The 26,078-nt window shown below is 42.6% G+C and carries 19 protein-coding genes and 3 tRNA genes; 20 read left to right on the top strand and 2 right to left on the bottom strand.

Annotated elements, in window-relative coordinates:
• The first annotated feature begins 35 nt into the window (after nucleotides 1–35).
• From WC441_02945 to WC441_02925, 5 genes are all read left to right on the top strand, one after another.
• Complete coding sequence (locus WC441_02945) at nucleotides 36–7,211, top strand: fibronectin type III domain-containing protein (protein ID MFA5163462.1); 7,176 nt, start codon at nucleotides 36–38, stop codon at nucleotides 7,209–7,211.
• Nucleotides 7,212–7,329: 118 nt separating this feature from the next.
• Nucleotides 7,330–8,262, top strand: a complete 933-nt coding sequence (locus tag WC441_02940) for an NAD-dependent epimerase/dehydratase family protein (protein MFA5163461.1) — start codon at nucleotides 7,330–7,332, stop codon at nucleotides 8,260–8,262.
• 13 nt (nucleotides 8,263–8,275) lie between these two features.
• Complete coding sequence (tpiA, locus tag WC441_02935; protein ID MFA5163460.1) at nucleotides 8,276–8,995, top strand: triose-phosphate isomerase; 720 nt, start codon at nucleotides 8,276–8,278, stop codon at nucleotides 8,993–8,995.
• Nucleotides 8,983–9,768, top strand: a complete 786-nt coding sequence (locus tag WC441_02930; GenBank protein ID MFA5163459.1) for a hypothetical protein — start codon at nucleotides 8,983–8,985, stop codon at nucleotides 9,766–9,768. The genes tpiA and WC441_02930 overlap by 13 nt, the downstream gene beginning before the upstream one ends.
• A 9-nt stretch (nucleotides 9,769–9,777) precedes the next feature.
• Nucleotides 9,778–9,850: transfer RNA gene (locus WC441_02925), tRNA-Thr, on the top strand.
• A 73-nt stretch (nucleotides 9,851–9,923) separates the two neighbouring features.
• On the opposite strand, the gene WC441_02920 is transcribed toward WC441_02925, so the two are convergent.
• Nucleotides 9,924–10,361: a hypothetical protein gene (locus tag WC441_02920; GenBank protein MFA5163458.1), complete on the bottom strand. Its 438-nt coding sequence runs from the start codon at nucleotides 10,359–10,361 to the stop codon at nucleotides 9,924–9,926.
• A 298-nt stretch (nucleotides 10,362–10,659) separates the two neighbouring features.
• Here WC441_02920 and WC441_02915 point away from each other — a divergent pair, with 298 nt between their 5' ends.
• The 13 genes from WC441_02915 to WC441_02855 all read left to right on the top strand — a co-directional run bounded on the left by WC441_02915 (nucleotide 10,660) and on the right by WC441_02855 (nucleotide 22,002).
• Nucleotides 10,660–11,868 carry a hypothetical protein gene (locus WC441_02915; GenBank protein ID MFA5163457.1) on the top strand — a complete coding sequence of 403 codons (1,209 nt, stop codon included), beginning with the start codon at nucleotides 10,660–10,662 and terminating at the stop codon, nucleotides 11,866–11,868.
• 33 nt (nucleotides 11,869–11,901) lie between these two features.
• Complete coding sequence (locus tag WC441_02910) at nucleotides 11,902–12,684, top strand: hypothetical protein (protein ID MFA5163456.1); 783 nt, start codon at nucleotides 11,902–11,904, stop codon at nucleotides 12,682–12,684.
• Nucleotides 12,685–12,801: 117 nt separating this feature from the next.
• Nucleotides 12,802–13,173: a pilin gene (locus tag WC441_02905; protein MFA5163455.1), complete on the top strand. Its 372-nt coding sequence runs from the start codon at nucleotides 12,802–12,804 to the stop codon at nucleotides 13,171–13,173.
• 93 nt (nucleotides 13,174–13,266) lie between these two features.
• Nucleotides 13,267–13,350 (top strand) — tRNA-Tyr (locus WC441_02900).
• Nucleotides 13,351–15,370: 2,020 nt separating this feature from the next.
• A complete protein-coding gene (locus tag WC441_02895) occupies nucleotides 15,371–15,904 on the top strand; it encodes a hypothetical protein (GenBank protein ID MFA5163454.1) in 534 nt (177 codons plus the stop codon).
• A gap of 242 nt (nucleotides 15,905–16,146) precedes the next feature.
• The gene (gene mutM / locus WC441_02890; GenBank protein ID MFA5163453.1) at nucleotides 16,147–17,013 is read left to right on the top strand and encodes a bifunctional DNA-formamidopyrimidine glycosylase/DNA-(apurinic or apyrimidinic site) lyase; all 867 of its coding nucleotides are present in this window, start codon (nucleotides 16,147–16,149) and stop codon (nucleotides 17,011–17,013) included.
• Nucleotides 17,014–17,144: 131 nt separating this feature from the next.
• Nucleotides 17,145–17,300, top strand: a complete 156-nt coding sequence (gene rpmG / locus WC441_02885; protein ID MFA5163452.1) for a 50S ribosomal protein L33 — start codon at nucleotides 17,145–17,147, stop codon at nucleotides 17,298–17,300.
• Between the two features lie 61 nt (nucleotides 17,301–17,361).
• Nucleotides 17,362–18,483, top strand: a complete 1,122-nt coding sequence (locus WC441_02880; GenBank protein ID MFA5163451.1) for an AI-2E family transporter — start codon at nucleotides 17,362–17,364, stop codon at nucleotides 18,481–18,483.
• A 24-nt stretch (nucleotides 18,484–18,507) separates the two neighbouring features.
• Nucleotides 18,508–19,038 (top strand): rubrerythrin family protein, encoded by a 531-nt coding sequence (locus WC441_02875; protein ID MFA5163450.1) that lies wholly within the window; start codon nucleotides 18,508–18,510, stop codon nucleotides 19,036–19,038.
• A gap of 17 nt (nucleotides 19,039–19,055) precedes the next feature.
• On the top strand, nucleotides 19,056–19,187 hold the full coding sequence (locus WC441_02870) for a desulfoferrodoxin FeS4 iron-binding domain-containing protein (GenBank protein ID MFA5163449.1): 132 nt from the start codon (nucleotides 19,056–19,058) through the stop codon (nucleotides 19,185–19,187).
• 47 nt (nucleotides 19,188–19,234) lie between these two features.
• A tRNA-Trp gene (locus WC441_02865) sits at nucleotides 19,235–19,305 on the top strand.
• A 555-nt stretch (nucleotides 19,306–19,860) separates the two neighbouring features.
• Entirely contained in the window at nucleotides 19,861–20,328 is a 468-nt protein-coding gene (locus tag WC441_02860; protein MFA5163448.1) for a TspO/MBR family protein, read from the top strand.
• 153 nt (nucleotides 20,329–20,481) lie between these two features.
• Nucleotides 20,482–22,002, top strand: coding sequence for an orotidine 5'-phosphate decarboxylase / HUMPS family protein (locus WC441_02855; protein ID MFA5163447.1), 1,521 nt, complete (start codon nucleotides 20,482–20,484; stop codon nucleotides 22,000–22,002).
• 88 nt (nucleotides 22,003–22,090) lie between these two features.
• On the opposite strand, the gene WC441_02850 is transcribed toward WC441_02855, so the two are convergent.
• On the bottom strand, nucleotides 22,091–23,281 hold the full coding sequence (locus WC441_02850; GenBank protein ID MFA5163446.1) for a hypothetical protein: 1,191 nt from the start codon (nucleotides 23,279–23,281) through the stop codon (nucleotides 22,091–22,093).
• Between the two features lie 284 nt (nucleotides 23,282–23,565).
• Between WC441_02850 and WC441_02845 the strand changes: the two genes are divergently transcribed.
• Nucleotides 23,566–24,351, top strand: coding sequence for a hypothetical protein (locus WC441_02845; protein MFA5163445.1), 786 nt, complete (start codon nucleotides 23,566–23,568; stop codon nucleotides 24,349–24,351).
• Nucleotides 24,352–24,369: 18 nt separating this feature from the next.
• Entirely contained in the window at nucleotides 24,370–26,043 is a 1,674-nt protein-coding gene (locus tag WC441_02840; protein MFA5163444.1) for an ATP-binding protein, read from the top strand.
• The last annotated feature ends 35 nt before the right edge of the window (nucleotides 26,044–26,078 follow it).

Genomic DNA, 26,078 nt, shown 5'->3' with positions numbered 1-26,078 from the left:
GTAAAGCAATTAATATTACCAGATTATGGATGCTTATGGTAAAGATGTTTAGATGGGCAGATGATTATTCCTATATTTTAATAAAGGAAGGGAAAAGAATATTCTTGAAATTAAATTCTAGATTTAAAAAATATAAAAAAACAAATTATCTTTCTCTTTCTCCTGCCCAGCGCCGTCTGCTTAAGATGTATCGGAAAGAAGCTTGGCGCCAGCAAACCCTAGCTCTTATTTTGATCGTAGTTTTAGTTGTCTCCAATTTTCGCAGCCATACTACTTTGGCGGCCACATATACCTTTAATCAAGTGAACTGGGGCGGCGGTCAAAGCGCTAATTTAGCTACGCATCCCGGGGATCAATCTAATTGGAATAAATATGAATCCAAAGATGCTAATCTTGAGATAGTAAATGGCGGGACCGCTCTGCAAATGACGACAGCCGTCGCTTCGACGACTCAAACCGATAATACCGCCTCCACAACCGGTTTCAATCTGGCTGGATCTAATTTTGCTTCAAGCACCGTTTCAGGAACAGGGAATAGCGCTAGTGTGGAGCTGACGAATACGACGACTTATACCAATGCTCGTAATGACTACACTGTTAATTCTTCTTTAGGTTTAAGCGCCTATGATTCCCATACTAATTCTATCTGGGTTTTAAACTCCGGCGGAGTTTCTAAGATTAATCCGGCTACCGGGGTAGTAATTGGCACCTATAATTTCCCCGGGAGTGGTGTTGCTTTTGATTCTCACACTAACTCGATTTGGGTGGTTAACAGTAGTAATAACACGGTCAAAAAAATAAATTCAGAAGATGGATCTCTGATCGGTTCTTATACGGCTGGCTCCGCACCGGCTGATGTCGAATTTGATCCTTCAACTAATTCTATCTGGGTGGCCAATGGCGGTTCAGCTAATGTCACCAAGATTAATTCGGAGACGGGCGGTATTATTGGAACCTCGACGGTGGCCACCGGCCCTCGGCGTTTAGCTTTTGATTCTTCGACAAATTCTGTGTGGGTGACTAATTACAATTCGGGTAGTGTTTCAAAGATTTTGGCATCCGATGGCTCGGTTACCGGCACCTATTCTTTAGGTTTTACTCCTCGAGGCGTGGCCTTTGACTCTTATACTAATTCAATCTGGGTGGTTAATTGGAATGATACGGTGGCCAAGGTAAAGGCTAGTGACGGTTCTATTACCGCCACCTATTCAACCGGCGGAAACAGCGGCGGAGAGGCTATTGCATTCGATCCTGTAACTAATTCGGTTTGGATAGGCTTGCAGCGTATCACTTCGGTTATAAAAGTAAATGTGGAGACGGGGGCGATCAGAGATTATATCGGAGTGCCTACGACTAACCAAACGGCTGTTACTTTTGAACCCTTGACGAATTCGGTTTGGATTTCAGGGAGCGGAACTGCAATTACGAAAATAACCGTCTTAAGCGGTTATATTTCAGGCCCATACTCTACTGGCACTAATTCCAACGGCATTGCTGCTGATACTTTAACTAATTCTCTCTGGGTTACCAATTATGGATCGAATAACGTCACTAAGATGAATCCTTTTACTGGTGCGACGATTGGCACTTATCCCGTGGGCACCAACCCTCTGGGCGTGACCTTCGATCCCTCGACTAATTCAATTTGGGTGGTTAATGCCGGTTCTAATAATGTTTCTAAAATAAATCCGACAACCGGTGCTATTATTAGTACTTCGACTGTGGCGGCTTCACCGCAAAGGGCAGTGTTTGACTCTTCAACTAATTCAATTTGGGTGGTTTCCAGCGGGGTAGTTACTCAATTGCGCGCCTCAGACGGAGCTTCCTTGGGGACGGCCACCGTTGGTTCGGGTACTTCTTATATTGCTTTCGATTCATATACTAACTCCGTTTGGGTTTCAAGCGTTGGCGCTCTCTATAAAATAGATACTGCGACCAGGAGTGTAACCTTAACTTTAGCCTTCGGCTCCTACGGCGGTATCGCCTTTGATTCTTTAACTAATTCTATCTGGACAGCTGAATATAACTCCGGTAAAGCCAAGAAAGTCAATGTGACGGATGGCACTTATGTCCAGATCGGCATCAGCATTTTTTATGATATTGGTGTGGAATTTGACCCCCTAACCAATACGGTTTGGTTTACCGATTGGTATTATGGAGGCACGATAGTCAGGGTCAACCCTGCTGGCGGAGGCTTAGCCACATATTATGGATCAGTCAATAAAAAGGGGATTGCCTTCGACCCGGTTTCTAATTCGATGTGGTTCGCTAATTCTTCCGGAGTTTCCAAACTCAATCTAGCTTCTACCGTTTACGATGCCGCTGGAACTTATACGTCTGGACCGATTAACCTTGGTTCTAAAGCTCAGAGTTTTTCCACCTTAACCTACACCACCACCCTTAAATCAAATTCAAATATTACTATTGATATCCGAGCGGGTGATAGTGCAAACACTAGCGATGGTAGCTGGACGGCTTGGCAAACCGGAGTGGCTAGCGGCGGAGATATTAGCACCTTAGGTTCACATCAATTCATCCAGTATCGGGTTAATTTAAGCACGTCCGACGGGGTGTTCTCTTCGACTCTTGACGATATTACTATAAATTATAGCCTCTATCCAGGCTCTCAATCATTAATTTCTTCCCCCTACGATACTACCGATGCGACCAATGTTATGGGATCGATTGGTTTTACCGAAGATGCCACTTTACCTTCAGGCACCGGCGTTACGTTTTCTATCCGGACAGCTTCCAGCCAAGGGGGTTTAGCAGGGGCGGCTTGGTATGATTTTACGGATGCTAGCACTAACTGCAGCGAAGCCGAAGGCGTAGTCTATTGTCCGCTTAGCGCTCTGCCGAGCGAGTTGAAATCTGGAGGTGATGACCGTTTTTGGCAATATAAGATTACTCTGGCTTCTGCTGGAGATCTGACTCCAACTGTATCAGGAGTGGAAATTAAATATGTGGTTAATGCTTCGCCCGAAATCCAAAATATCACCGCTTCTCAAGGCAGTGATGGAAAGGTGAATATTTCCTATGATGTTCGTGACCCAGATGCTTCAGCTGGTAGCAATACCCCCTGGGAAATCACCCCCTCTTTTGAATATTGGGATGGCAGCTCCTGGACAAGCTGTACCACCCTCTCGGCTGGAGCGACTGATAACAAAGATGTTGAGATGGAAGACTACACTACCTATACTTTAACTTGGGATCCGAAAGTTGATCATAACAATCATTATTTAACCGATGCTAAGATTAGGGTTAAGGCTAATGATAATGAGGGCGCTAATAATATTTCTACCTCCGAATCTAACGCCTTTACTTTGGATACAGTAAATCCAGTAGTTGATTCTTTTGTTTTGGATGCGCGGAGCGATGCAGAGAACGATATTACGATTAGCGTAAGTGATGATTCCTTGGATAATATGCAGATGAAGCTGTCTAATCGCAGTGATTTAGCGGCCGACGGCGTTAACGCTGATTCTGGCCAGTGGATTGCTTACTCTGCTACTAAAGTATGGACCTTTACCAATGAATCCCCGACTGTCTATTATCAGATCAAAGATAAATACGGAAATATTTCTAATAATGGCACCCATGCGGTTGTCTTACCAACTAAACCGCCCAACATCTTATATCAAGATGTCTCAAACACGGAAACCGAAGAATGGCGGGAATTCATCGCTTGGGGCCGGGTACCTGAGCCACCTTTGGGATTCAAACAATATAATATCTATCGTTCGACCGATGGAGAAAATTTCTCTTTATTACCCCCTCCTCAGACTGATCGTTCCACCAATTTCGTCTTAGACGCTAATTTAGATACTAATACTGTCTATTATTATCGGGTGACAGCCGAGGATGATGCCGGTAATATTTCTTTCTATTCCGATATCATTAGCGATCGTCCGGATGGTCAAGGCGGGACTGATTTGACGCCACCGGTTATCAGTAATGTTGTTATTTCTGAAGTTACCGCCCAATCAGCTTTAATTACCTGGGAAACCGACGAACCCTCCAATTCTACGGTTAGCTATATAACCAATGATTCTGGAGATTTCACAGACGCTCCCAATGTCGGCGTCTCCTCTATGATGGATACCGCCAGCCGTTTAGGTAAGCATTCGGTCTTTTTGAATAATTTGGAAGCGGGGGTGGAGTATTATATCCAAGTATCTTCAGCTGATCCAAATACTAATACTGCGACTGGCGGTCTAGGGATGTCGTTTACCGTTTTGGCTGGTCCGGTGATTTCTAATGTCCAGTCAATAAATATCCGTAATGATGGCGCTACCGTCACTTGGGATACGAGCAGCCAAGGTGATTCTCGGGTTTATTATTCCTTAAATCCCGATTTTTCTAGCCCGGCCAGCTTTAGTTTGGGTGACAATAGTACCGCTCATTCAGTGAATTTAACTGGATTAAGCAACGGGACGACCTATTATTATTACGTTAAATCTGGGGTGGCGGAAGACAAGAATATTATCGATGGTGAAGTCGTTTATTATACCTTCACCACCACTTCCGATATTGTGCCTCCAACGATAAGCTTCAATCAGGAAAGCGATATTACTGATAAGACAGAGACTTCAGCTCGTATCTCTTGGCTGACCAGTGAACTAGCTACTTCGACCATCGAATACAGTACGGACGAAAGTTATTCTAGCAGCCAAACTAACTCAAACCTGAATACTGACCATAGCTTCGAGCTAACGAGTCTAAGCAAGGGCACCTTATATAATTTCCGCCTCAAGAGTACTGATGTTAACGGCAATCCGACCACTTCGCCTCAATATAGTTTTTCTACTCCGGATTATACTGACCGTACGGCTCCGACTATCAGCTTCAATATAGAGAGCGATTTGACTGCTAAGACAGAAAACTCCATCCGCATCCATTGGACGACCAGTGAATATGCAACTTCTAGCGTGGAATATAGCGAAGATGATAGCTATAATCTGACAGCGAGCAATGGAAATTCCAATATTGATCATAATTTTGAATTAACCAGCCTGACTAAAGGTACTCTGTATAATTTCCGCCTCAAGAGCACTGATGCCAACGGTAATGCCACCACCTCCGATAGCTATTCTTTTACTACCCTGGATAATACTGATGTGACCCCACCAATCATCACCTTTGATCCAGAGGCTGGTCTCAGTGAGAAAAGCGAGACCTCGATCAGGATTTCTTGGACTACTAACGAAGCTGCCACTTCGAGCCTTGAATACGGGTCCGATTTAGAGTATGGCAGCAGCGTCTCAAATGATAATTTGAATACGAGCCATTCCTTTAAGCTGACCGGGTTAACTAAGGGCACCTTATATAATTTCCGTCTCAAGAGTACAGATGCTGGCAATAATTTGACGACTTCAGATAACTATACCTTTACGACTGAGGATCATACGGATGTAACGGCACCAGTAATCACCAGCGTCCAGGCCGAACAAGTGGCTGATACTTCCGCCTTGATTACCTGGACGACTGATGAAGGAGCCGATTCTTTGGTGGATTATGGTACGGCCGTGGCTACTTACACAGCATCTTCGACTAACGCTCTCTATAACTATAGCCATTCGGTTGTTCTAAGTAATCTAAGCGTGAAGACAAAATATTATTTCCAGGTGACTTCCAAAGATAGCAACGGCAATGCGACTAGCAGTTCGGAGTTTAGTTTTACCACCCAGGATACTTTGGTAGCTGGGGCTACTAGTACGACCGTCTACGTGGGCGGCGGTGCGACTGTGATTGATAAGAATGATCGGGTGCCGCCTATAATCAGCGCTTTGAAGATTAGCGACCTGACAGCTAATCGGGCGAAGATTTCTTGGTCGACTGATGAAACGGCAGATAGTATGGTAGAGTTCGGCGTATCTGATTCCTATGGCTTCACCTCGGCTAGCCGGGACGGAGTAACGAGCCATTCTCTTTCCTTGCCCAATCTCTTTCCTAATACTTCTTACTATTACCGCGTTACTTCAGCTGATATGTCTGGCAATATTTCCGAAGCTAAGACCGGGACTTTTACTACCCCGACTTTCAGTGCGAGCGAATTAGAGCTGGATGAGAACAAATCTGGCGATCAGGTGGCTAATGATAGCAATTTTGCGGAGATTTTGCGTCGTACCTTTGATTTTATCAAACAAGCGGCGCAGAACGTTTCTTTATCCATTTTGGAATCAAGCTTGATCGAACAACAAAATAGCATTAAGGAGTTGGCTGGTTTAGCGCCAGCGCCAGAAGTCGTGTCCGGTCCGACCGTGAAGACCTGGGAAGACATGGCAATCATCTCTTGGGAGACCAACAAAAAGACTAGTTCCTTGGTTAATTATTCTGAGGTCGGAGTATCTTTGAATGATGTTAGCCGGGCTCAGGTAATCGGCAATCCCGATGTATATTCGACAGATCACCAAGTTATTCTCGTGGGCTTAAAATCAGCGACAACCTATAATTATCAGCTTAAAGGAGCGACGGTTATCGGTTCTAGTTTAAATGTTAGCCCTTCAACCTTTACCACGCTGTCTAAAGCGGCTAAAGTCGATAACTATGTGGCCGATAGATTAAATGATGAATCCGCCTCTTTTAAATGGTCTAGTTCTTTGCCGACTGATACTTCTGTGCGAGTAACACCTTATCGCAATAATACTTTGTCTTATGATGAAGCCAGGATAGTAAGCGACGGCAAATTAACCTCTATCCATGAAATGACAATCGATAGTCTAGAACCGGGGGTTTTCTATAAGATCGACCTCTTCGGTCGGGATAATTCTGGGAAAATCATTTCCCAAACCATTGAAGCCTTTTCTACCGTCAACAAAGAGTTGCCATTCTTGATCGAACAGGTCAAGACTAGCTCAGCCTTGGCGGCTGGCAATAGCCTCCAAGTCCAGACAATCATCTCCTGGGACACTACTAAGCTCTCAACATCCAAAGTCTATTACCGCCAAGGCACCAGCAAGGATGATAACTACTGGCCCTCAGAATCTCCAGTTGATGCCGGCTATACCCGCCATCACCTAGTAATCATGACCGACTTCCTGCCCGGAGAAATATACCAGTTCCAGGTCGAAAGCACTGATTCTAATGGACAAAAAACTAGATCTAAGACCTATACTGTCCTCACTCCCCGTCAGAAAGAATCAGTCTTCCAGGTCATTCTCAAGAACATCGAACAGACTTTCGGCTGGATGGGGGGGAGCGGAGGGGAATAATCTATATAGTAAATAACAGGGAAATAGCCGTAAAAGGCTATTTTTCTTTATATATAATAAATAGAGCTCTTAATTAGCCTCCTTTAATTTCTTGGAAAATCATGATATTATAATCAATATGACAAAAATAATCGTCACCGGCGGCGCCGGTTTTATCGGGTCAAATCTGGTCGATGCCTTAGTAGCGTCTGGTAATGACGTGGTCGTTATTGATAATTTAACTAGTGGAAAGAAGGAATACCTTAATCCGCTCGCTAAATTTTATCAAGCTGATATCCGCTCTGAAGAGATTGCTGAAATATTTGATGAAGAAAAGCCCGATTTTGTTTACCATCTAGCGGCCCAGATCGAGGTCGCTAAATCAGTTGCTGACCCCCGTTTAGATAATGATATTAACGTCTTAGGAGCCTTGAACGTTTTGATGAATTGCGCGCGCCTCAAGGTAAAGAAGATTATCTTTTCTTCGACTGGCGGCGCTATTTATGGAGAAGGGGCTATAATCCCGACGCCAGAAATCGCTTTAGCCGAGCCGATTTCACCATATGGCATTCATAAGCTGACCTTTGAAAAGTACCTTAACTATTATTATCAGGTTTTTAATCAGAATTATGCGATTTTGCGCTTCGCTAATGTTTATGGGCCGCGTCAATATAAAGGCGGGGAGGCCGGGGTAATTTCCATTTTTATCGCTAATGCCGTTCTAGGAAAATCCAGTCTTCTATATGGCGATGGCGGGCAGACACGGGATTTTGTCTTTATATCCGACGTAGTCGCAGCCTTAATGTTGGCGAAGGATAATGACTGCCGTGAAGCGTTAAATATCGGCTTGGGCCGAGAGGTAAACCTTCTAGAGGTTATCAGAGAAATAGAAGAAGCCACGGGGAAGCCGTTTATGAAATTAGACCAACCTGGACGCCCGGGAGAACAGCGTCGTAGTTGTTTAGATCCCTCTCGAGCAAAAAGTGTCCTATCTTGGCAGGCAAAAGTTGATTTAAAGGAGGGGATCAAAGAGACTATTTCCTGGGCACAAGCTAATAAAGGTAATCTATAATTTTAAATTAAATATGGCTAAGATCTTTATCGCCAATTGGAAAATGAACCTTACTTACGAGGCTAGCATTAAGCTGGCTCGAGAGTATGGGAAATATCTTAAAAATTTTTCTGGTCAAGTTATTGTCTGCCCGGATTTTCTGTCTCTACCGGCGATAGCCAGCATTTTAAAGGGTGGTAGACTGAGTTTGGGCGCTCAAGATTGTGCTCCGGCTAAACTAGGAGCCTATACTGGAGCCGTTTCACCCGCTAACCTAAAAAAGCTTGGAGTTAAGTACGTGATTATCGGACATAGTGAAAGACGAGGGTATTTTAAGGAAGATAATGTTCTTATCAACCAAAAATTAAAAGAGGCTCAAGCGGTCGGTCTCCAGGTTATCTTATGCGTTGGCGAAAGCGCTCAAGAGCGTTGCGAAGGCAAGACTTTAGAGATAGTTAAATATCAGGTTAAGCGGGCCCTAAAAGGCCTTTCTAAGCCTTTAATTATCGCCTATGAACCAGTTTGGGCTATCGGTAGTGGCCGAAACGCGACAGCCATCGAAGCTTCCGAGGTTCATAGCTTGATTAAATCAGAAGCTAGACAAATCTTGAAAAAGGAGATAAAAGTTATCTATGGCGGCAGCCTGAATGCTAAAAACGGTCCAGAATTTAAGGGTGCTAAGGATGTTGACGGTTTCTTAGTCGGCGGTGCCAGTTTGAAAGCTTCGGAGTTTTATAAAATATGCCAACTATAATTTCTGTTATTTTAATAATTGTCTGCTTGCTCATCGTCCTCTCTATAGTCTTAAAGAAGTTTCCGGCCTTAGCGATACTAGATGTGGATAATATCCCGGGACAGAAGGAGAATGAATTCAAGGAGAAGATTATGAAAGCAAGACTGGAAAGAGATTTAGCCCATTTTGGGAAATTTTTTATTAAGATCAAGAAATTTTTAGATAAGCATTTGAGAGTTTTCGAGAATTTATATGCGCGCCTTAAAAATTTAGCTGAACATCATCGGCGCAGCCAGAAGTTAAGCTGGCCGGAAAAGCAGGCGCGTTTACAAGAACTCCTATCCCGGGCAGAAGTTGATTTCAAAGAAGAAAACTTTAGTGAGGCAGAAAACAAATTGATCGAAGTCATCCGTCTTGATAACCAGAATCTGGCCGCTTTTATCGAATTGGGCGATGTGTATTTTTCCAGCAAGAAGTATCACGAAGCCAAGCAAACCTTCGAATATGCCTTGAAACTCGCCCTCAGCCTCAAGGCGAAAAATGAAAAACCGGAGATAAATTTCCGTTTAGCTGAAATCAATCAGGTCTTGCCCGATCTAGACGCCGCCCTTGATTATATCCGTGAAGCCTTAGAGCTGGTTCCAAATAATCCTCGCTATCTTGATTTACTTTTAGAATTAAGTATAATGAAAAAAGATAAAAATTCAGCCCAGGAAGCCTGGAATAAATTGGAAGCGGTTAATCCGGAAAATAATAAGTTGGCCGCTTGGAAAGAAAAGATTGAAAATTTGTAATCCATCATTGCCGTTGTAGCTCAGTTGGTAGAGCATCTCCATGGTAAGGAGAAGGTCCGCGGTTCAAGCCCGCGCAACGGCTCATTCATTAAATCGATCTTCGGATCGTTTTTTTTGTTTTAAAAAAGCCTGGCAGGTGTTTGCCAGGCTGGCTCTTAAAGTTCTCTGATGGCCTGTATGACCAGGGGATCGTCCCAGGCGTTGATGCTTTCCGCAATCTTGTCAACCGGGGCCCGGTAATCTTTGGTGACCGACATGACCAAGAGGTTTGGGTTGCGTCTTTTGGCCTCGGCTACCAGGGTGTACAATTCTTCTTCGGCTTGCAGGCGGCTGAGATAATCATCGCGTTGCCAGTCAAAATTTTCTCGGCCAGTGAGTAATAGGCTGGCGCCTGAAGTTTCGCGGTAGAATTCTTCACAATTACCATTTAGGTAATCATGGAAGCAAATCATTTCGACCGGTCCTTGGCGTTCTTTCTCTAGCTGAGGCCGGAACTCATTCAGGAACCAAGGGTCCGCAAAATGATAGTTAGAGAAAAGCACGACTTTCAGGCTCGGCTTAGCCGTTTGTGATCTTTTTCTTTTTTTTACCATGGTGATCCTTTTTTATTTTTTGGGTTGCTAATTTGTAAAGAGAGTGGTCTCATTAAATCAAAATATCGGTAAGCTGTCAATAGATTGTACGGTTTATTAAAATTTATTGATTAATATTAGCCAAATATTATCATAAATTAAATAGTTATCTCGGTTATTTTGTTGGTTGGTTTATAATATTGACAGAAAATGATAAATATGCTATAATTATAGCTAATAAATGAGTAGTTGGCGTGTCTGGCAAAAACTGCTCTTTGACAATTAAATCAATAAAAAACAAATATAGGAGAAATAAAAAATGGCAACTCAACAAGAAAATCAGCGCCAGCCGCGCCAAAGCAGGGTTATCCGCCTGAGACCGGATGTAAGCTTACAGAATGGCACTTTCCACCTCCAGGTGGAATGCCAAGTATCTGACAATGGCATTGCTATGACCAATCAGCCCGTTCTCGTGAAGAGAGGGCTTACAATCATTGAAAATCTGACGACAGACCAGTATGGAGTCTGTATCCTTACCAGGAATGGCAATCAGGCCAATACTGAACAAATATTTATTTTTCGCTTCTGTTTGGCCGGTTATGCTGAAGAAGCCGAGATAACAGTTACGATTCCGGCCATCGCTTCAGGCCAGGCTAATACTAACGATCCGGACCGGATGATTCTTTCCCGCCACCACGACGGGTATGGAAATTTCCGGGTGCACATTCGGGTGCTCAAACACCAGGGCCAGGGAATCGCTGTCCCGGTATCAATTTGGTACCGCGGTTTACAGCACCAAGCACAGACAAACAACTGCGGCGAAGCCGTGTTTAATGTTCCGGGCACTCTCGCTCCCGGGGAAAGCTTCCCTTTAAGAGCGACGGTCAGCGGAATTTCTGATGCCGCTCAGCTTAAAATAAGCCGTCCGGCCGCTCCGCCTCACAATGTTCCGAAATATACCGGAGCCTGGTGGTTAGGCACTAACAATGGCCGCGCCCTGATTCTGATAATTCTGTCGGTCCTTCTCTGGATCGTCTGTGCCATCATTGGCCCAGGTGAACCTCTGATCAACCCGACCACCTTCAGGAACGAGTCCGGGCTTTCTAAGCAAGAGCAGCTCTATAACAACATCGTAAAGGATGTTGACAAGAGCTATCAGATTCCTCCCAAGGAGCACCAGAACACCGGACATAAGATCTGGTGGAAACTGGCGATTATCGTCACCCTGATTACCTTGGTCTACGCTCCCCTGTCATTAAGGGAAGAAGTAGCTGAAGGCGTTAGGGAAGGCGTTGAGCGCATGTTAGACAAGGATTACGCTAGAGCTGGCGATCCGGCCTTTGAGCGTCTGATTAAATGGGTTGGCACCTATAATGTCGCCCGTCGTCCCCAGGCTGCTCAGGTATCTACCAGTGGCGGCAATAATGAAGATCATGGCGGTAACAGTTGGACCAAAATGATTGGGATAGAGCTTCTTTTTGAGGCTATCATCCACATCGTACCGGCGATATTCCGGAGAGCTTTCTAACTAAATTGTAAAAAACAAAAAAAATTCAGAATCATGCCAACAAATAATAGTAATAGTAGTAAAGGAGTAGGAATTGTGGCTTTCTTAGCCATCGATTTCCTGGTGGCTCTCTTGGTCAGCTTTCTGACCGGCTGGTCATTCGGCCTGATATTTGCCGGCCTTCTGGTAATTTATGTTGTAGCTCGACTGAAAGAGTTTGAGCGGACCAAAACCCTCGCCAAGATGATTACCATCGCGCTTATAGCGGTGGTAGTGGTCTTTCTGATCCAGACTCAGATGCCGATGACTTACAAGTCAATGCCTTGGTTCAAGGCCAGAACCGATTTCTTTATCGCTAAACAGGCCGACTCAACTGGCCTGAAAACCGATATTACCTGGGAAGCCTATAAAGGCCAACATGGTGAAGAAATGCTCAAAGAATACCGGAAGCGTTTAGCTGCCGGTGATGTTGAGGGCGCAGCCAAAGTGGAGGTCGAGTTTAAAGAAAAATGGGACAAGGAAAGATGGGAAGAAAAGTTATCCTCACCCGAACCTGCTAATCCGGAACATAATGCCGAGGAATTTTCTCATTCGCGCTACGCCGGCTTCCATGAACCAGGCACCTATGAGCTTCGCCTCAAAAAAGGCGAAACATCAGGTTGGATAGAAATCGGCTGCAAAAAGCGTTATGGGTTCCGTAACCCGAATGCCAGTTTCACCTGTTTCTACAAGGATGGCAGTAGTGTCGACTCTTGGGAAGGCACGCAGTGGCCTTCCACTAATTTCTTTAAAATTAAAAATCAATCTGATGAGCTGATTATTTTAAAGGTTTACTAAAAACCAAGAAATGATTAGTTCATAAAGAGGCTGAAGTCAAAAGACGGCAGCCTCTTTTTTTATTTCCCGTAATATGCTATATTTTAGTTAAGTTGAGTATAAAATAATTCTAACCACATGAAGAAATATCTCTTTATTTTTCTTTCATTTTTCATTTTTTTGAGCCCAGTTCTAGTATTAGCCCAGGATAATAACACTGATTCCAATCCTGCCCCCTGTGCCGCCGGTAATGGTGCTTGCATCGATAACCCGATTGGTGCTAATAGTTTCCAAGCGTTAATCGGCAAGATTATTACCGCCGTCCTAGGGGTGGTCGGTTCCTTAGCCTTGGTCATGTTTATTTTTGGCGGCATCACCTGGATGACTTCTGGCGGGAGTCCTGATAAGATTAAGAAGGGGAGAGATATAGTAGTTTGGGCGGTAATCGGCTTGGTAATAATATTCAGCTCTTATGCCTTAGTTAGATTCCTGCTTGGCAGCGTGACTTAATATCAGCTTGAATTGATAAAGAGCCGCTAGCCGTGGCTCTTTTAGTTTGACATTTATCGATATTTTTTTTATCATAGAACCAGTCTTTCAAAGGGGTCGATACCAAAGCGGTCAACTGGGGCAGACTGTAAATCTGCTGGCCTTGCGCCTTCGTTGGTTCGAATCCAACTCGGCCCACATTAAGTCAAGACTCCCTTTTTGGGGGTCTTTTGCGAATAAAGAATAGGGCTCTTTAAATTTAATATTAGTCAGTTTTCCGTCTTTGACTTCGGCGTTCCAAAGCATGTTTTTTATTATTTCTCTTTTCTTATTTGAATTAGCTTCTAAAAACTTATTTTTCATTGCCCGTTGGGCTAAAAAGACATTTTTCATTTGTTCCAAAGTAGTTTTAGCTAGTGGCTGATTTTTGTTTTCTAAAGTTTTTAATTCATCATTAAGCGAGTTCAGCTCCTCGGTTATTGTCTTTCGCTTGGCCTCAAAATAGTCCTTGCTAATGGCTTTATCTAGTAGGAGGTTAAATAGTTCGGCTTGGCGTTCCTCTCTAATTTTGAGCTGTCTTGAAAGCTCATTTTTAGTTTTAAGATAATTCTCGTTTTCCGCTTCCCGTTTTAATTTATCTAGACTCGCCTCATACATTAAATTAATAACTTCTTCAGGAAAAGTTAATCTATCAAAAATATCAGCTAACATTTTAACGGCATCGGTTTCTTTCAGATAGCTCTTATGCTCCTCACATTTATTTTTTCCATTAGTACAGTAATAGTAAATATGCTTGCCCCTCTTTTTAGAGGCAGTATATAAGCAACCGCAATGAGCGCAAACCATTAACCCCCTAAAAATAAAGTCTAGGCGGTTCTTTTTAATATGCTGTTTTTTATGAGCCATTTCTTGTGCTTCCTCAAATAGCCTCTTTGATATTATTGGTTTATGATTTCCTTGATATTCTTCACCATGAGAAGTCATAATTCCGTAATAGAATTTATTGTTTAACAAAGTATATATTTGCGATTTATGGTATTTAGTACCGCCCCGGCTTTTTAGTCCCGCCAGATATATTTTATCGGCAATTTCTTTAATCGTATAATTACCGCTAATATACATTTGAAATATTTGTTTAACATAAGGAGCTCTATTTCTATCAACTAAAATACTACCTTTCCCGTCATTGAGATAACCTATCGGAGCTATACACGGCCACCCGCCTTTTTCCAGTTTAGTCCTTAATCCTCGTTTAACATTTTTACTTAAGTCTAAAATATATTGATTAGCCATTGAGCCCTCAATATTTAAGAGCAAAACATTATCACTCGGCAGATATTGTTTATCGCTCGTCTGAATCACTTTTATTTTAGACTGTTGTAATAGCCATTGAATTTTTCCGCTGTCTATCGGATTACGAGAAAGTCTATCTATTTTCCAACATAATATCCCATAGCCCTCGGACTCATTATTACTTTCTAACAGTTTCAGCATTTCCGCAAAGAGCGGTCTATTATTTGGCAGTTTAGCCGATTTAGATTCAGTATATATTTTATCAATTTCCAAACCTAAACTATGAGCCAATTTTTTCATTTCATTGACTTGGCTTTCTAGGGATAATATTTGTTTGCTCTTGTCTTCAGAAGACTTGCGAGCATAGAGGATATATTTCATATTGGTTGAATGATTAGCTATCTAGATTCCTGTCTAATTATAAGTTCTTTTAAACAAGGATAACTTTTTCTTTTCGGCTCCCCCTCCGGGGGATCCGCCGAAAAGAAAAAAAGAGTTATTCCTTGGTTAATAGAGAAGCCAGATAAAAAGAAAAGAATCTTTATAACATCAGTATACAGAAACGATTTGCACCATCTTGCACGCAAGACCAAACTCTATATTTTGTCATTTTTGTTAGCTTTTTTAGTCAGTCTTGCACCATTCGGGGTAATTTTTGAAAGTCGGGCATAATTGTTTATAGACTTATCCACATTTTTAGCTTTTCGGAGTTATAATCCAGGATAATATGATAAACGGCTTGATTTTATTGGGTTTTATGTCGTAAACTGGCAAACCATTGACATTTTGTTAAAACTATGCTATTATATAAATATTAAAATAGTTCGTTTACAAATAAGGTTAAATTTGGTTAATTACCAAGTTCGTCTGAATTTAGGCGAATTTAGTAATTAATCAAATAATTTAATCTTAAAAAACGTAAAAAATGGAAACAACTATTAGTATTATGGTTATCGGGTTTGTTGCTGCGGTTATTGTCTATGTTGAAATGTTCATGCACAGAAAACCATTAACGGAAAAGGAAATTTCCGATTACCAAAGAACACTGGACAAAATAAACGCAAGCGCAAAAACCAATTATGGCCTCGAGTTAAAGTATGAAGCCAAGGCTCAACTCCTGGAGAGTAGAAGACAAACAAAAGCCTCAGTTCTGATTTTTTCCGGATTATCGATAGCACTGTTTTTCGTATTACTGATTTTTATAAAGGTTCCATCCTTTACTAATATCGGAATAATGTGCATAAGTGCCATAATGCTTATATGTTATGGACTTATTAAAATGTCGGAATCAAAAAAATTAGCCATCGGGCTCTTGCTATTTGTTTTTGTCTTCGGGACATTGGCAAAATTTATTTTAGACAGTTTAATGTCATCGTCTCCGTATATGTACTTCTATTTATGCGGTCTGATAGTTATTTTAGGAATTTTTAGCTTAGTTCCTAAACTTAAAAAAGCTTAAACCGTTTCAAATTCGTTCAAAGGAAGTCTATCAACGACTTCCTTTTTTATTTGTCTAAAGCTATAATATCAACATATCTATTATTAACGAGCCAGGTTCCCAAATCATACCAGGCTCCCCACCTTAATGATATGCCTTTACTTAATCCGGACAAACTCGGTCTTAGCTTTCTCAAGATTTTCTTAGTAGAATTTTTAGCCCTCGGGTTGATCATTACCGGGATAGTCCTAATCAAATAATTTATGCCGGAATTACCGGAGGTGGAAACCATCCGCGGCGATTTGGCGCGCAAGCTCGTTGGCCTGCGGATACAATCAGTGGAAATCCTTAATCAGAAAACGGTCGCTTTAGCGCCCGCTGTTTTTTATAAACGCTTATCTAGTCAGAGTATTGATATAGTTGGCCGGCGCGCTAAGTTATTATTCTTCAAACTGAAGCCATCAGGCGAATATCTCCTGGTTCATTTAAAGATGACCGGGCAGTTAATTTATCAAGATAAACACTCTCATCTAGCTGGCGGGCACAGTTTGAGCAAAGAGGAGGGGACTAAATATCCCAATCGCCATACTCGGGTTATTTTTAATTTTAAAAATAATGGCCGACTTTTTTTTAACGATTTGAGAAAATTCGGCTATATCAAGTTAGCTAGCGCTGGAGATCTGGATGATTTCATTCGTCGTAATTATGGCCCCGAACCTCTGCATCCCGATTTTTCCCTAGTGAGCTTAGCTGGAGCTTTAAAAAGCAAGAAGACGAATATTAAAGCGGCTTTATTGAATCAGAAGAATGTATCCGGTTTAGGCAATATCTATGTCGACGAATCTTTGTTCTTAGCTAAGATCAGCCCTAAGCGTCGGGCTGACAGCCTGAGCGCCCCGGAGCTGAAGAAGCTATATTCAGCGATTAATAAAATTATCGCTCAAGCGATTAAGGATAGAGGCACTACTTTTAATAGCTATCGTGATTCGGAGGGTCGTAAAGGTTCTTTTTCTCATCGTCTGCGAGTCTATGGCCGCCACCTATCTCCTTGCCCAACTTGCGGGCGTCCAATCAGCAAGATAAAACTAGCCGGCCGGGGCACCCATTATTGCTCTTTTTGCCAAGTTTAGTTAGCCGCCCTTGATTTGACTTTTTTTGGGTTTTTTTATATTGTTAGATTACCAAGAGTAAAGAAAATTTATTTATTTTTTTAAATGCCTGAATGACCGATTCCTGGACAATTGGGCTTTAGTTCAAAGATATGTCTCAAGACAACATGATCAAGTTAGAGTGCACGGAATGCAAGACGATCAATTATTTTTCCAAGAAAAACAAGAAAGTCCTAAAAGAAAGATTGGAAATGAAGAAGTATTGCCCGGTTTGCAAGACTCACACTTTACACAAAGAAACTAAGTAAATAGACTAAATAATTTGTCCGGCAAGAACCCCATGTTTTGCCGGGTGAACAAATTTAAATTATGTCTGAAAAATTAACCAAGCCTTTTCTGTTAATTTTGGTTTTGATTATAACAGTGGCTTGTTTTTTTCTTTTTCGTCCTTTTTTGACTGAGATTTTTGTTGCTGCTGTCCTGGCTTCTATTTTCTATGCCCCCTATCAAGGCCTCACTCGTCGCCTTAAAGGACGCAAGAATCTAGCGGCTCTTATCATGTGTTTCATCTTGCTGCTTGTAATCGTCGTGCCGACGGTGAGAATCATGCTTTATGCAGGCGAAAAATCTATCAATGCTTATTCGGAAGCAGTTAATTTTTTCAGCACTCACAGTTTGAAGGATATTTCCCAAGGGCCAATTTTCCAAAACACCATCCTAAAGAACATTAATCTGAGCAAGTATAATAATGATACTTTCCAGACCATCGCCTTGGACGTGATCAAGAATTCCAGTAATTGGCTGATTAGCGGAGCGACGATGATCCTGGAAAAGACTTCCAGTTTCTTGGTGTCCCTAGTCCTGATTGTGATTACTATGTTTTTCTTTTTCGTTGACGGCAAGAAGATGCTGGAGAAAGTGATGTATTGGTCGCCGCTTCCCAATAAGTATGATTTAGAGATCTTTCATAAGTTCCGGGCGGTAAGCTATACTACTTTCGTCTCCACTTTCGTTGCCGCCTTGGTCCAGGGAATAGCCGGCGCTGTCGGTTTCGCTATTGTCGGTTTTCCTTTTCTCCTGGCTGGAATTTTAGTTGCTCTTTTGTCTCTTCTGCCTTATCTGGGTTCAATGCTCTTTTACGTCCCGATGGGGGTATATTATCTACTTACCGGCAATATCTGGCAGGGAATCTTCATCTTATTATGGGGCATGTTCGTAATCGGTACGGTAGATAATGTGGTACGGACTTATATGATTAAGGATAAAGCGGAAGTTAATCCGATTTTTGTCCTTTTCTCCATCTTGGGTGGGGTCATCCTCTTCGGTTTCTGGGGTGTTGTCTTAGGCCCGCTTATTATCGCCATCTCCGTGACCGTTATGCATATCTATGAATTGGAATACCGTAAGGACTTGGATATATATCCGGAGACACAGGCTAAACAACTAGCGGCTGAGATGAGAAAGATAAATAAGAGAAAAATAAAAATTTAAAATAATAATAATGAATATAAATTTATGTTAGGAGAAAAAACCAAGAAAAATTTAGAAGAGGCTTTTGCCGGCGAATCAATGGCTCGGAATAAATATGATTATTTCGCTTCGGTTTTCAAGAAGGCTGGCTACGTCCAGATTTCTAATATTTTTTCGGAAACAGCCCTGAATGAGAAAGAGCACGCTAAATTATGGGCCAAACAATTAGGCTATATCAGTGACGATGTTAAAGAAGACTTGAAAGCAGCTATCATTGGTGAAACCTATGAAACTTCAGAGATGTATCCTCGTATGGCTAAAGAGGCTTTAGAGGAAGGACACACTGAAATCGCCCGTCTCTTCAAAGAAGTCGGGGAAGTGGAAGCGGCCCATGCCGCCCGTTATCAAAAGCTCTTAGAAAACGTGGAGAATGGTCTCGTGTTCAAGCGTCCGGAGGTCAAGAGGTGGAAGTGTAATAATTGCGGGCATATCCATGAAGGCGTGGAAGCACCGGAGACCTGCCCAGCCTGTTCTCATCCTAAAGCCTATTTTGAAATTTTGTCAGAAAATTATTAATTTAAGATTATAATTATATGAGTAATCGTGTCGATAAAGTATATTTTTGCCGGATTTGCGGCAATGAAGTAAGATTTGAAAAGGATGGCGGCGGCCGCCTTATCTGCTGTGGTGAAGACATGGAATTAAAGAAAGAAGAAGAGAAGTAGACAAGAGAGTAGCCAGACAGCTATACTCTCCTCTAGGAGAGTATTTTGCGGGATTCGTATAGTGGTAGTACGGCGGTCTCCAAAACCGTTGGCGGGGGTTCGATTCCCTCATCCCGTGCGTAAATATAAAAATAGATCGAAGGGTCTATTTTTATTATAAATTATTTTTTCTGGCTTAATTTTCAAATAATAATTTATTGACATGAATATAAAAGGTGAGTTATTATTGAATTAACAATGATGGAGAGCTGACCGGATTCATCATCTCTTCGTAAGAAGTGGCAAGTTTAAGGTTATCATCATCTACAGTTAGGCTATTGGGGCGGGTTGGTTTATCGTTTTAACGATTTAAGCACATGCTCTAGAAAGCATAGAATAGCGACTGTAAAAAACTGGTGGTTTTATAGCCACCGAGATTTATAAAGCAAAGCTTTGTAAAAATCGGTGGCTTTTTTCTTGTCTTAAAAATCAAAAGATGGTAATAATATATGATAAATTTTTATTTGAATTTTTTAACCCTTTTAACATAAATTGGACTATTATAATCAAAAATTAAATTCCTAACATCATTCAACAAGCGGTGCGCATATAGAATTACACAAGATTTTTGTTAGGTGGTGCGGGAGTTTTAAATTTGTTGTATAATTAGGTTGTATTTATTAAAAATAAATTTATGAAATTTTTACGACCCTTAGTCTTTATATTAATCAGCCAGCTAGCTGGCGTAATCGGTTCCGTTTTTACCAGCTCAGCCATACCAGGCTGGTATTCAACTTTAGATAAGCCGAGCTTTAACCCGCCAAATTGGATATTTGGACCTATGTGGGTAACGCTTTATGTTTTAATGGGCATAGCGTCTTATTTGATTTGGAAAAGGAGGGGCGATATTAAGTCAGTTAAGATTTCCTTGATAATATTTTTTGCGCATCTAATACTCAACGCCCTGTGGTCAATTATATTTTTCGGATTGCATAATCCAATGCTAGCATTCTTTGAAATAGTTATTCTTTGGCTTTCTATATTATTATTAATCGGTCTTTTTTACCGAATAGATAAACGAGCTTCCTATTTATTAATTCCTTATCTATTGTGGGTTAGTTTCGCCTCGATATTAAACTATTCTATTTGGAAGCTAAATTAGCACGACATTTTTGTTTTGAACTGGAATTTATAAAAAACCTCAAACAGAGGTTTTTTTGTTTGACTTTTTTCGACTGTTAATTTAATATGTTTTGATTAGTTGTTTGAAAATTAAAACCTAAGTAAACCGAATATTAACCAAAAATCAATTATCATGAGAAGAGTAGTAATTTTACCTTTCGATGGTATTCCTGATGCCACCCAGCTACTGGCGAGGATGTGGGAAACTGTTTCTAAAAAAAGCATCAATAAAATGCTGGCCTATGTGAAAGTCAACGATGGCATACACAACTATGATTGCGGCGGGCCAGCCTTAGTCGCAAAAATCAAGGAAATGTTGCGGATTGAAATCGGACCTGAGGTCGGGCTGTTCCTCGATCTTAAAGTCTTCGACGTCTCTGCCACTTTGGAAAATTATGCCAAGAAGTATGCTGCCTTCCAGCCCGACATCCTGACCGTCAGCTCTCAATGTAGTGTCGATGGTATTATCGCTTTGCGCAAAGCTTTGCCGGCGACTAAACTCGCCATGGTGAGCGCTCTGACTGATATGAGTGTTGATGAATGCCAGCGCCGGTTTGGAATGCATCCGGTGGTAAAAATCTTTAACGACCTGGCCAACATCCGATCTGAATACCAGAAGAAAAATGCGGGCACTTACCCGGATGAACCCTTTGATTTGATTGTCTGTTCACCGCAGGAAGTGAGAATTTTGAAAAACAACCTACCCGCTTCCTACGGCTTCATCGTCCCAGGTATCCGTGATTCCTGGATGTTATCAGACCACCAGCAACGGACTACCGGCGTCCGGGAAGCTCTGGATTTGGGGGCAAGTTATGTGGTGATGGGCGCCCAACTGACTAAGGGCAATCCTCAAAATGATGTCAGTGCCGTCATGAGCCAGGATTTCACCATGGCTGAGATCGAAAAATCTTCAGCCATCTTGATTGAAGCTGACCCGCTTCTAACTCTTAAGAACTGCCAGGGTTATTATTGCAGCCCGAAGGATAAAGTCGGAAATTTTATCGGCCCCTTGGTGGCCTATGCCGGCACCTATGAAGATGAGAGCGGCCAGAAGAAGAATAAGGTCGGCTTTGAGTATTTCAATTTTGCTAAAGCCGAGGAAATACCGCTGGTCCGCGATTATTTTGCCCGAATCATTGTCGACAGCCTGAAGCGGGAGGGAATCGTTCCCAGCTTGGTCATCGGCGCTCCCATGGGCGGCATTTTATTGGCCGGCGACATAGCTCGTCATCTGAACTGCCGTAGTATCTTTGCAGAAAAGAAAGTGGTGGCCCTGGCTGATCCTGACAAAGGCATTAAGGAAAAAAGCGAACAGATCATCGATCGTCATGACATTTTACCCGGGGATAGAGTGCTAATTGTGGAGGATATCTGCAATAATTTTTCCACCACCGATAAATTGGCGACGCTAATTCAATCCAGGGGAGCAGAAGTTGTGGCCATTGCCTGCGCTTTTAATCGTTCTGGTCAGAAAGATGTTGTTGTTGGTGCTGGTGCCTCGCTCCCGGTTTTACCGGTTATATCGGCCTGTTTTGTTTCCGCTGATCAGTTCTGCCAGAATGATGATCGGGTTGCCAGCTTGGTTGCTGCCGGCAAAATCGTCTGGAGACCGAAACAAGAATGGTCGGTTTTAAAACAAGCTATGGAAGACTAAACACCTTAAGGCGTCTTTATAAGAGACGTCTTTTTTAATTAAAAAAGCCGCTATTTGGTAAGCGGCCTAAATGTTGGCGAATAAAGAACTAATATTCCCAGACGCCGTAAGGCGAGTAGATCAGAACGCTGTTGTTTGCCTTTTCTTCAGTTTGTGCGCGACATTCACCCAGACGATGAAGATTTATTTGGCATTCTTCGGAAACAGCTTTAAGAGCATCCCGGAAAAGACGTGAATCTTGGCCGACCACATCGATTCCGATGCCACAGTTGAAGGTTTGGTACATCGCCCGCCATTCTTCCTGGCTTCTGATTTGGATTAAAGAAAAAAGAGGAGGGACCGGTGGCATTTCTTTATAATATCGGATTCCGCCTTTACCCAGGTGCCTGATTTTGGTGGCGCCACCGCCGGTGTTCATGGTGATGCCATGTAGCAGGTGTAAAGCATTTTTGCGTTCCAACTCTTCCATGATTTTGCGGATAACTATCGCCCATTGGCGGGTAGGTGAAGTTAAGGCCTGACCGACCGTCACGCCTTTAAGTAAGCCGACCGAATGATTAGGCTTCATGTTGCCGCGGTAGAAATCTCCGTCACGTTTGAATTTAGGGAATTGGTTGTAATCCTTGCTCATCAGAACGCTTCGAGCCATAGTGAGCCCGTTGGACATGATCCCGGAATTTTCTTCCTCTTCCCAAATAGCTCGGCCGTTGCTGGCAAAGCCATAAATTACATCACCCGCCTGAATATTTCCCTTGATAATATCTTTCTTGTTCGCCCAAGCAGTAATCGCGATGTCAAAGACACCTGATTTAACTTGGTCGGGCAGGTCAGCGGTTTCTCCACCCAAGAATTTGATGTGGAATCCGTTTTGTTGGTATAAATCCCGTAATTCAAACAAGCGTTCAGCGACCGCTAACATCAGATCTTTCTTGATGTCTTTGGCTAAGCCGAAATTGATGACATCGGTGATTATCCATGGTCCGAAAACAAAACCGGCGGCAGCGATGTCGCCAGTATTCATAGATAAGGCATCGTCAACCATGCCTTTGAGGAGGCGGTAATCGTAGTTGCCGTCTGCCATCATATTCATCAGCCGTTGGATGAATTTACTACCGTCACCATCTTGGTGTTGAGTTATCACCCGTTTAGTGTCAAAAGGATCACTGATGATATTAACAAATGCACCCGGGTATTCGTTATCGATAATCCGGTTGAAGATTTCACGCACCGCATCCTTATTAGGATCAATGCCCAGTTTTTCATATAAGCTTAAAGTCATTTTCCCTCCGTTTTTATGGTTTTGTTGTTAAAGATACTCTAGGACAGATGCTTGATTTTTAACAAAAGGTACTGCTTATGTCAAGGATATGCGATAATTAATTTTAGCATAAAAATAAGTGGTTCTATCATTATTTTATTTAATATTAGTAATTTAATTTAGTATCTTTGCTTTTTTATTGACTTTTTTAAGTAAATATATTATTATTTTAGGAATTTTTAAATTATATATGTAGTTTAAAAGTTGCTATGATCTTTACAATTAAAACACATAAAAACCATGACATGGAAAAACAGAGCATTAAAGATTCTCTCGGACATTTTTTTGGCCGGGTAATTGCACGTCGTAATCCCCAGGAGATGCGTTTCCTGCAGAAGTTTTTTGGCTTAAGCGACAATGAGAGCTTATATGTATGGGGGAGAAAACAGGGTTCGCCCATCGGCCTCCGCTTGGTTAAGGGTATTTTTATTCTCGACCTGATTGGCTACCAGATGAATGAACTGGAAGACTTGCCGCCGGAAGTTTGGCGCTTGGTTTCTATCGTTTCTCTGGAAAAGGCAAATGTTGAAGAAGTATCTGAGTCTCTCGGCTATTCTCAAAAGTCGGAATTATTCCGTCTTATTTTCGGTAAGAGGGCTATTTCCGATAAGATGTTGAAAGATATAAAGTTATTTGTCGGCAATTGGTCAGGAGACTTAAGTTTCGATCTGCCCGATTCCTTCGCTTTCTATTTTATCGGCCTAAAACCGAGCGTCCAGAGCCAAGTTGAAACGAGGCTTAAGCTTAGTCGGGAAACCACCTCTAAGCTTGTCGACAATCTATCGCCCATTGATTTGGATCTGCTTGTTTCTTTGATTCAAGTAGTTGGCGCAAGCACCAAGGTGTTGGAACCCCAGTTGGACCGTCTTGCAAAGTCGGATCCGTCTGTCCGCCACACATTCCGTAATTTGCTGGAAAACCGGGAAGCTAAAACCAGTTTATTCAGTATTTCCAACCAGGTGTATCGCTTGTCTCAGATGCTTAATGCTCTGTGCAGCGAAAAATCACTGGCGCAATCAAAAAATGTCTAATTAATAATGGAGGTATAAATGAGCCAGCAAAAAGTGGTTATGGGGGTACATGCTGGTAATGCTTTGAAATACATTACTGACAATTATCCCACCTTAAGCAAGGTTATCCTTGAGTTAGTCCAGAATTCGCTTGATTCGGACGCTAACGAAATTTATATTTCGGTAGATTACAACCAACGCAGCATTTATGTCCGTGACAATGGTTCGGGCATTTCCCCTGCGCAATTCAGTGAGGCTATTAGTTTAGTCTGCAAATCCAACAAGACCGACCGGGGCAAGCTCGGCCAATTCGGAATCGGCATGTTGTCACCCTTAGGCAAATGCAAGTACTTCATCATCACCTCGGCTCCTGCGCAATCGAAGTATAGCCGTTGGACTTTTAACAGCCAGGAAATCTTGGAAAGCAGTGAGTTTTCTGAGATCTTACGGCAAGATGCTCCTGAGATCCTTTTTTCTTTGACTGGCCGCGCCGGTCCTAATAAGAAGCCGGTTCCTTGGCGGACAGAAGTCCGTTTGTATGGTTTCTCTAAAGACAACAGCATTAACGCTGTCGGCTTAGAGGATTTGCGTTCCTTGATTCTCGGCCAATTTTCCGAGGCTATGAAGCGTCTCAATGTGACTATTCATCTGCGCATCAAGCGCTCCGACAAGAAAGTAGAGGAGCTGAACTTCCAAGCCGCCCAGTTTAAGGGACAGAAATTGGAAGCAGTCGCCTATGGCGACAAGATGTCCGGTCAAACGACTTTTGAACTCTATGTTTCTCCCAAAACTAAAGCCGGTCGTAGAGGCGTTGTCATCTTTGGGGTCAAAGGAAACGACTTCCGTATCCCGATGTCGGTTTTTAGGAGATCCATCGAGGGTATTGCCAATTCTGAAACCGTCAACGTCCTAGCTTCCGGTTTCTTCGAAGGCCAGATATTATCGAGTGCCTGCACCTTACACCAGAATCGTAAAGAGTTCCGTGAAGACGAAGCTTTGGTGGAGTTTTGCATCCATCTTGATTCCTGGGTGGAAAACCATGGCCAACAACATATCATTGCTGCTAAAGACAGCACCCGGGATGTGTGGTTGCAAGCTATCGGGCAGGTTGCTATTAAGAACCTGGAAGAAAAGTTGCGGGCTGAGATGCCTCATCTTCTGAACGTGGTTAAAACCTTCAAAGTCGGTAACATCGGTGCCGGTCACAACGGCTTTGATTTCGCCGGTAAGGAACAAGGTTTCAAGACCAAAGACACTAATCAGGTCGGTGGTGGCGGCAAATCTAGCCCTAAGGCTAAAACGCCTAAGCTACCTGATTCCGATCATCCGGAACATATGCCTTTCAGCGTTTCTGGACCAAAAGGCGGTCGTCGTCGCTTGGTTCGTGGACATTCCACGGGGGTACAGTTCTGCTACGAAGAAATGCCGGGTAACGACCACCACTGGGAATTCGAAGAGGAGACCGGGATTCTAACCTTCAACATGAGAAGCGATCTTTGGGCGAAAATGGAAGCTAACGAGCGCAACTTGATCCTGTATCAAGAGTACATCGCCGTTAAAGCGTTGGAAATGTGCTTAGAGCCGCCAGCCACCCGCCAGGCAATCTTTGAGTTCCTGCAAAGGGAACTCCGGACCGCCGTCATCCTGATCATGTCCAGTTCAGCCCTTCACCCTCGGAAAGCCAAGGCTGAAGTCGGTCGTCGAATATCTTAACGCTCTTTATAATAGAAGAGCCAGTTCTAGAAACT

The sequence above is a fragment of the Patescibacteria group bacterium genome (assembly GCA_041651355.1).
GTDB lineage: Bacteria > Patescibacteriota > Patescibacteriia > Patescibacteriales > UBA12465 > JAPLVX01.
Note: the sequence above shows the minus strand (reverse complement) of the source record. Positions and strands in the feature narration are given on the sequence as shown.

Bases quoted from the DNA above. Each gene is read 5' to 3' on its own strand.
- WC441_02850 (MFA5163446.1), bottom strand. From the start codon at position 23,281: ATGACTTTAAGCTTATATGAAAAACTGGGCATTGATCCTAATAAGGAT.
- tpiA (MFA5163460.1), top strand. From the start codon at position 8,276: ATGGCTAAGATCTTTATCGCCAATTGGAAAATGAACCTTACTTACGAG.
- WC441_02930 (MFA5163459.1), top strand. From the start codon at position 8,983: ATGCCAACTATAATTTCTGTTATTTTAATAATTGTCTGCTTGCTCATC.
- WC441_02870 (MFA5163449.1), top strand. From the start codon at position 19,056: ATGAGTAATCGTGTCGATAAAGTATATTTTTGCCGGATTTGCGGCAAT.
- WC441_02855 (MFA5163447.1), top strand. From the start codon at position 20,482: ATGAGAAGAGTAGTAATTTTACCTTTCGATGGTATTCCTGATGCCACC.
- mutM (MFA5163453.1), top strand. From the start codon at position 16,147: ATGCCGGAATTACCGGAGGTGGAAACCATCCGCGGCGATTTGGCGCGC.
- WC441_02915 (MFA5163457.1), top strand. From the start codon at position 10,660: ATGGCAACTCAACAAGAAAATCAGCGCCAGCCGCGCCAAAGCAGGGTT.
- WC441_02920 (MFA5163458.1), bottom strand. From the start codon at position 10,361: ATGGTAAAAAAAAGAAAAAGATCACAAACGGCTAAGCCGAGCCTGAAA.
- WC441_02940 (MFA5163461.1), top strand. From the start codon at position 7,330: ATGACAAAAATAATCGTCACCGGCGGCGCCGGTTTTATCGGGTCAAAT.
- WC441_02845 (MFA5163445.1), top strand. From the start codon at position 23,566: ATGGAAAAACAGAGCATTAAAGATTCTCTCGGACATTTTTTTGGCCGG.
- WC441_02945 (MFA5163462.1), top strand. From the start codon at position 36: ATGGTAAAGATGTTTAGATGGGCAGATGATTATTCCTATATTTTAATA.
- WC441_02880 (MFA5163451.1), top strand. From the start codon at position 17,362: ATGTCTGAAAAATTAACCAAGCCTTTTCTGTTAATTTTGGTTTTGATT.
- WC441_02910 (MFA5163456.1), top strand. From the start codon at position 11,902: ATGCCAACAAATAATAGTAATAGTAGTAAAGGAGTAGGAATTGTGGCT.
- WC441_02860 (MFA5163448.1), top strand. From the start codon at position 19,861: ATGAAATTTTTACGACCCTTAGTCTTTATATTAATCAGCCAGCTAGCT.
- WC441_02895 (MFA5163454.1), top strand. From the start codon at position 15,371: ATGGAAACAACTATTAGTATTATGGTTATCGGGTTTGTTGCTGCGGTT.
- WC441_02875 (MFA5163450.1), top strand. From the start codon at position 18,508: ATGTTAGGAGAAAAAACCAAGAAAAATTTAGAAGAGGCTTTTGCCGGC.
- WC441_02840 (MFA5163444.1), top strand. From the start codon at position 24,370: ATGAGCCAGCAAAAAGTGGTTATGGGGGTACATGCTGGTAATGCTTTG.
- rpmG (MFA5163452.1), top strand. From the start codon at position 17,145: ATGTCTCAAGACAACATGATCAAGTTAGAGTGCACGGAATGCAAGACG.
- WC441_02905 (MFA5163455.1), top strand. From the start codon at position 12,802: ATGAAGAAATATCTCTTTATTTTTCTTTCATTTTTCATTTTTTTGAGC.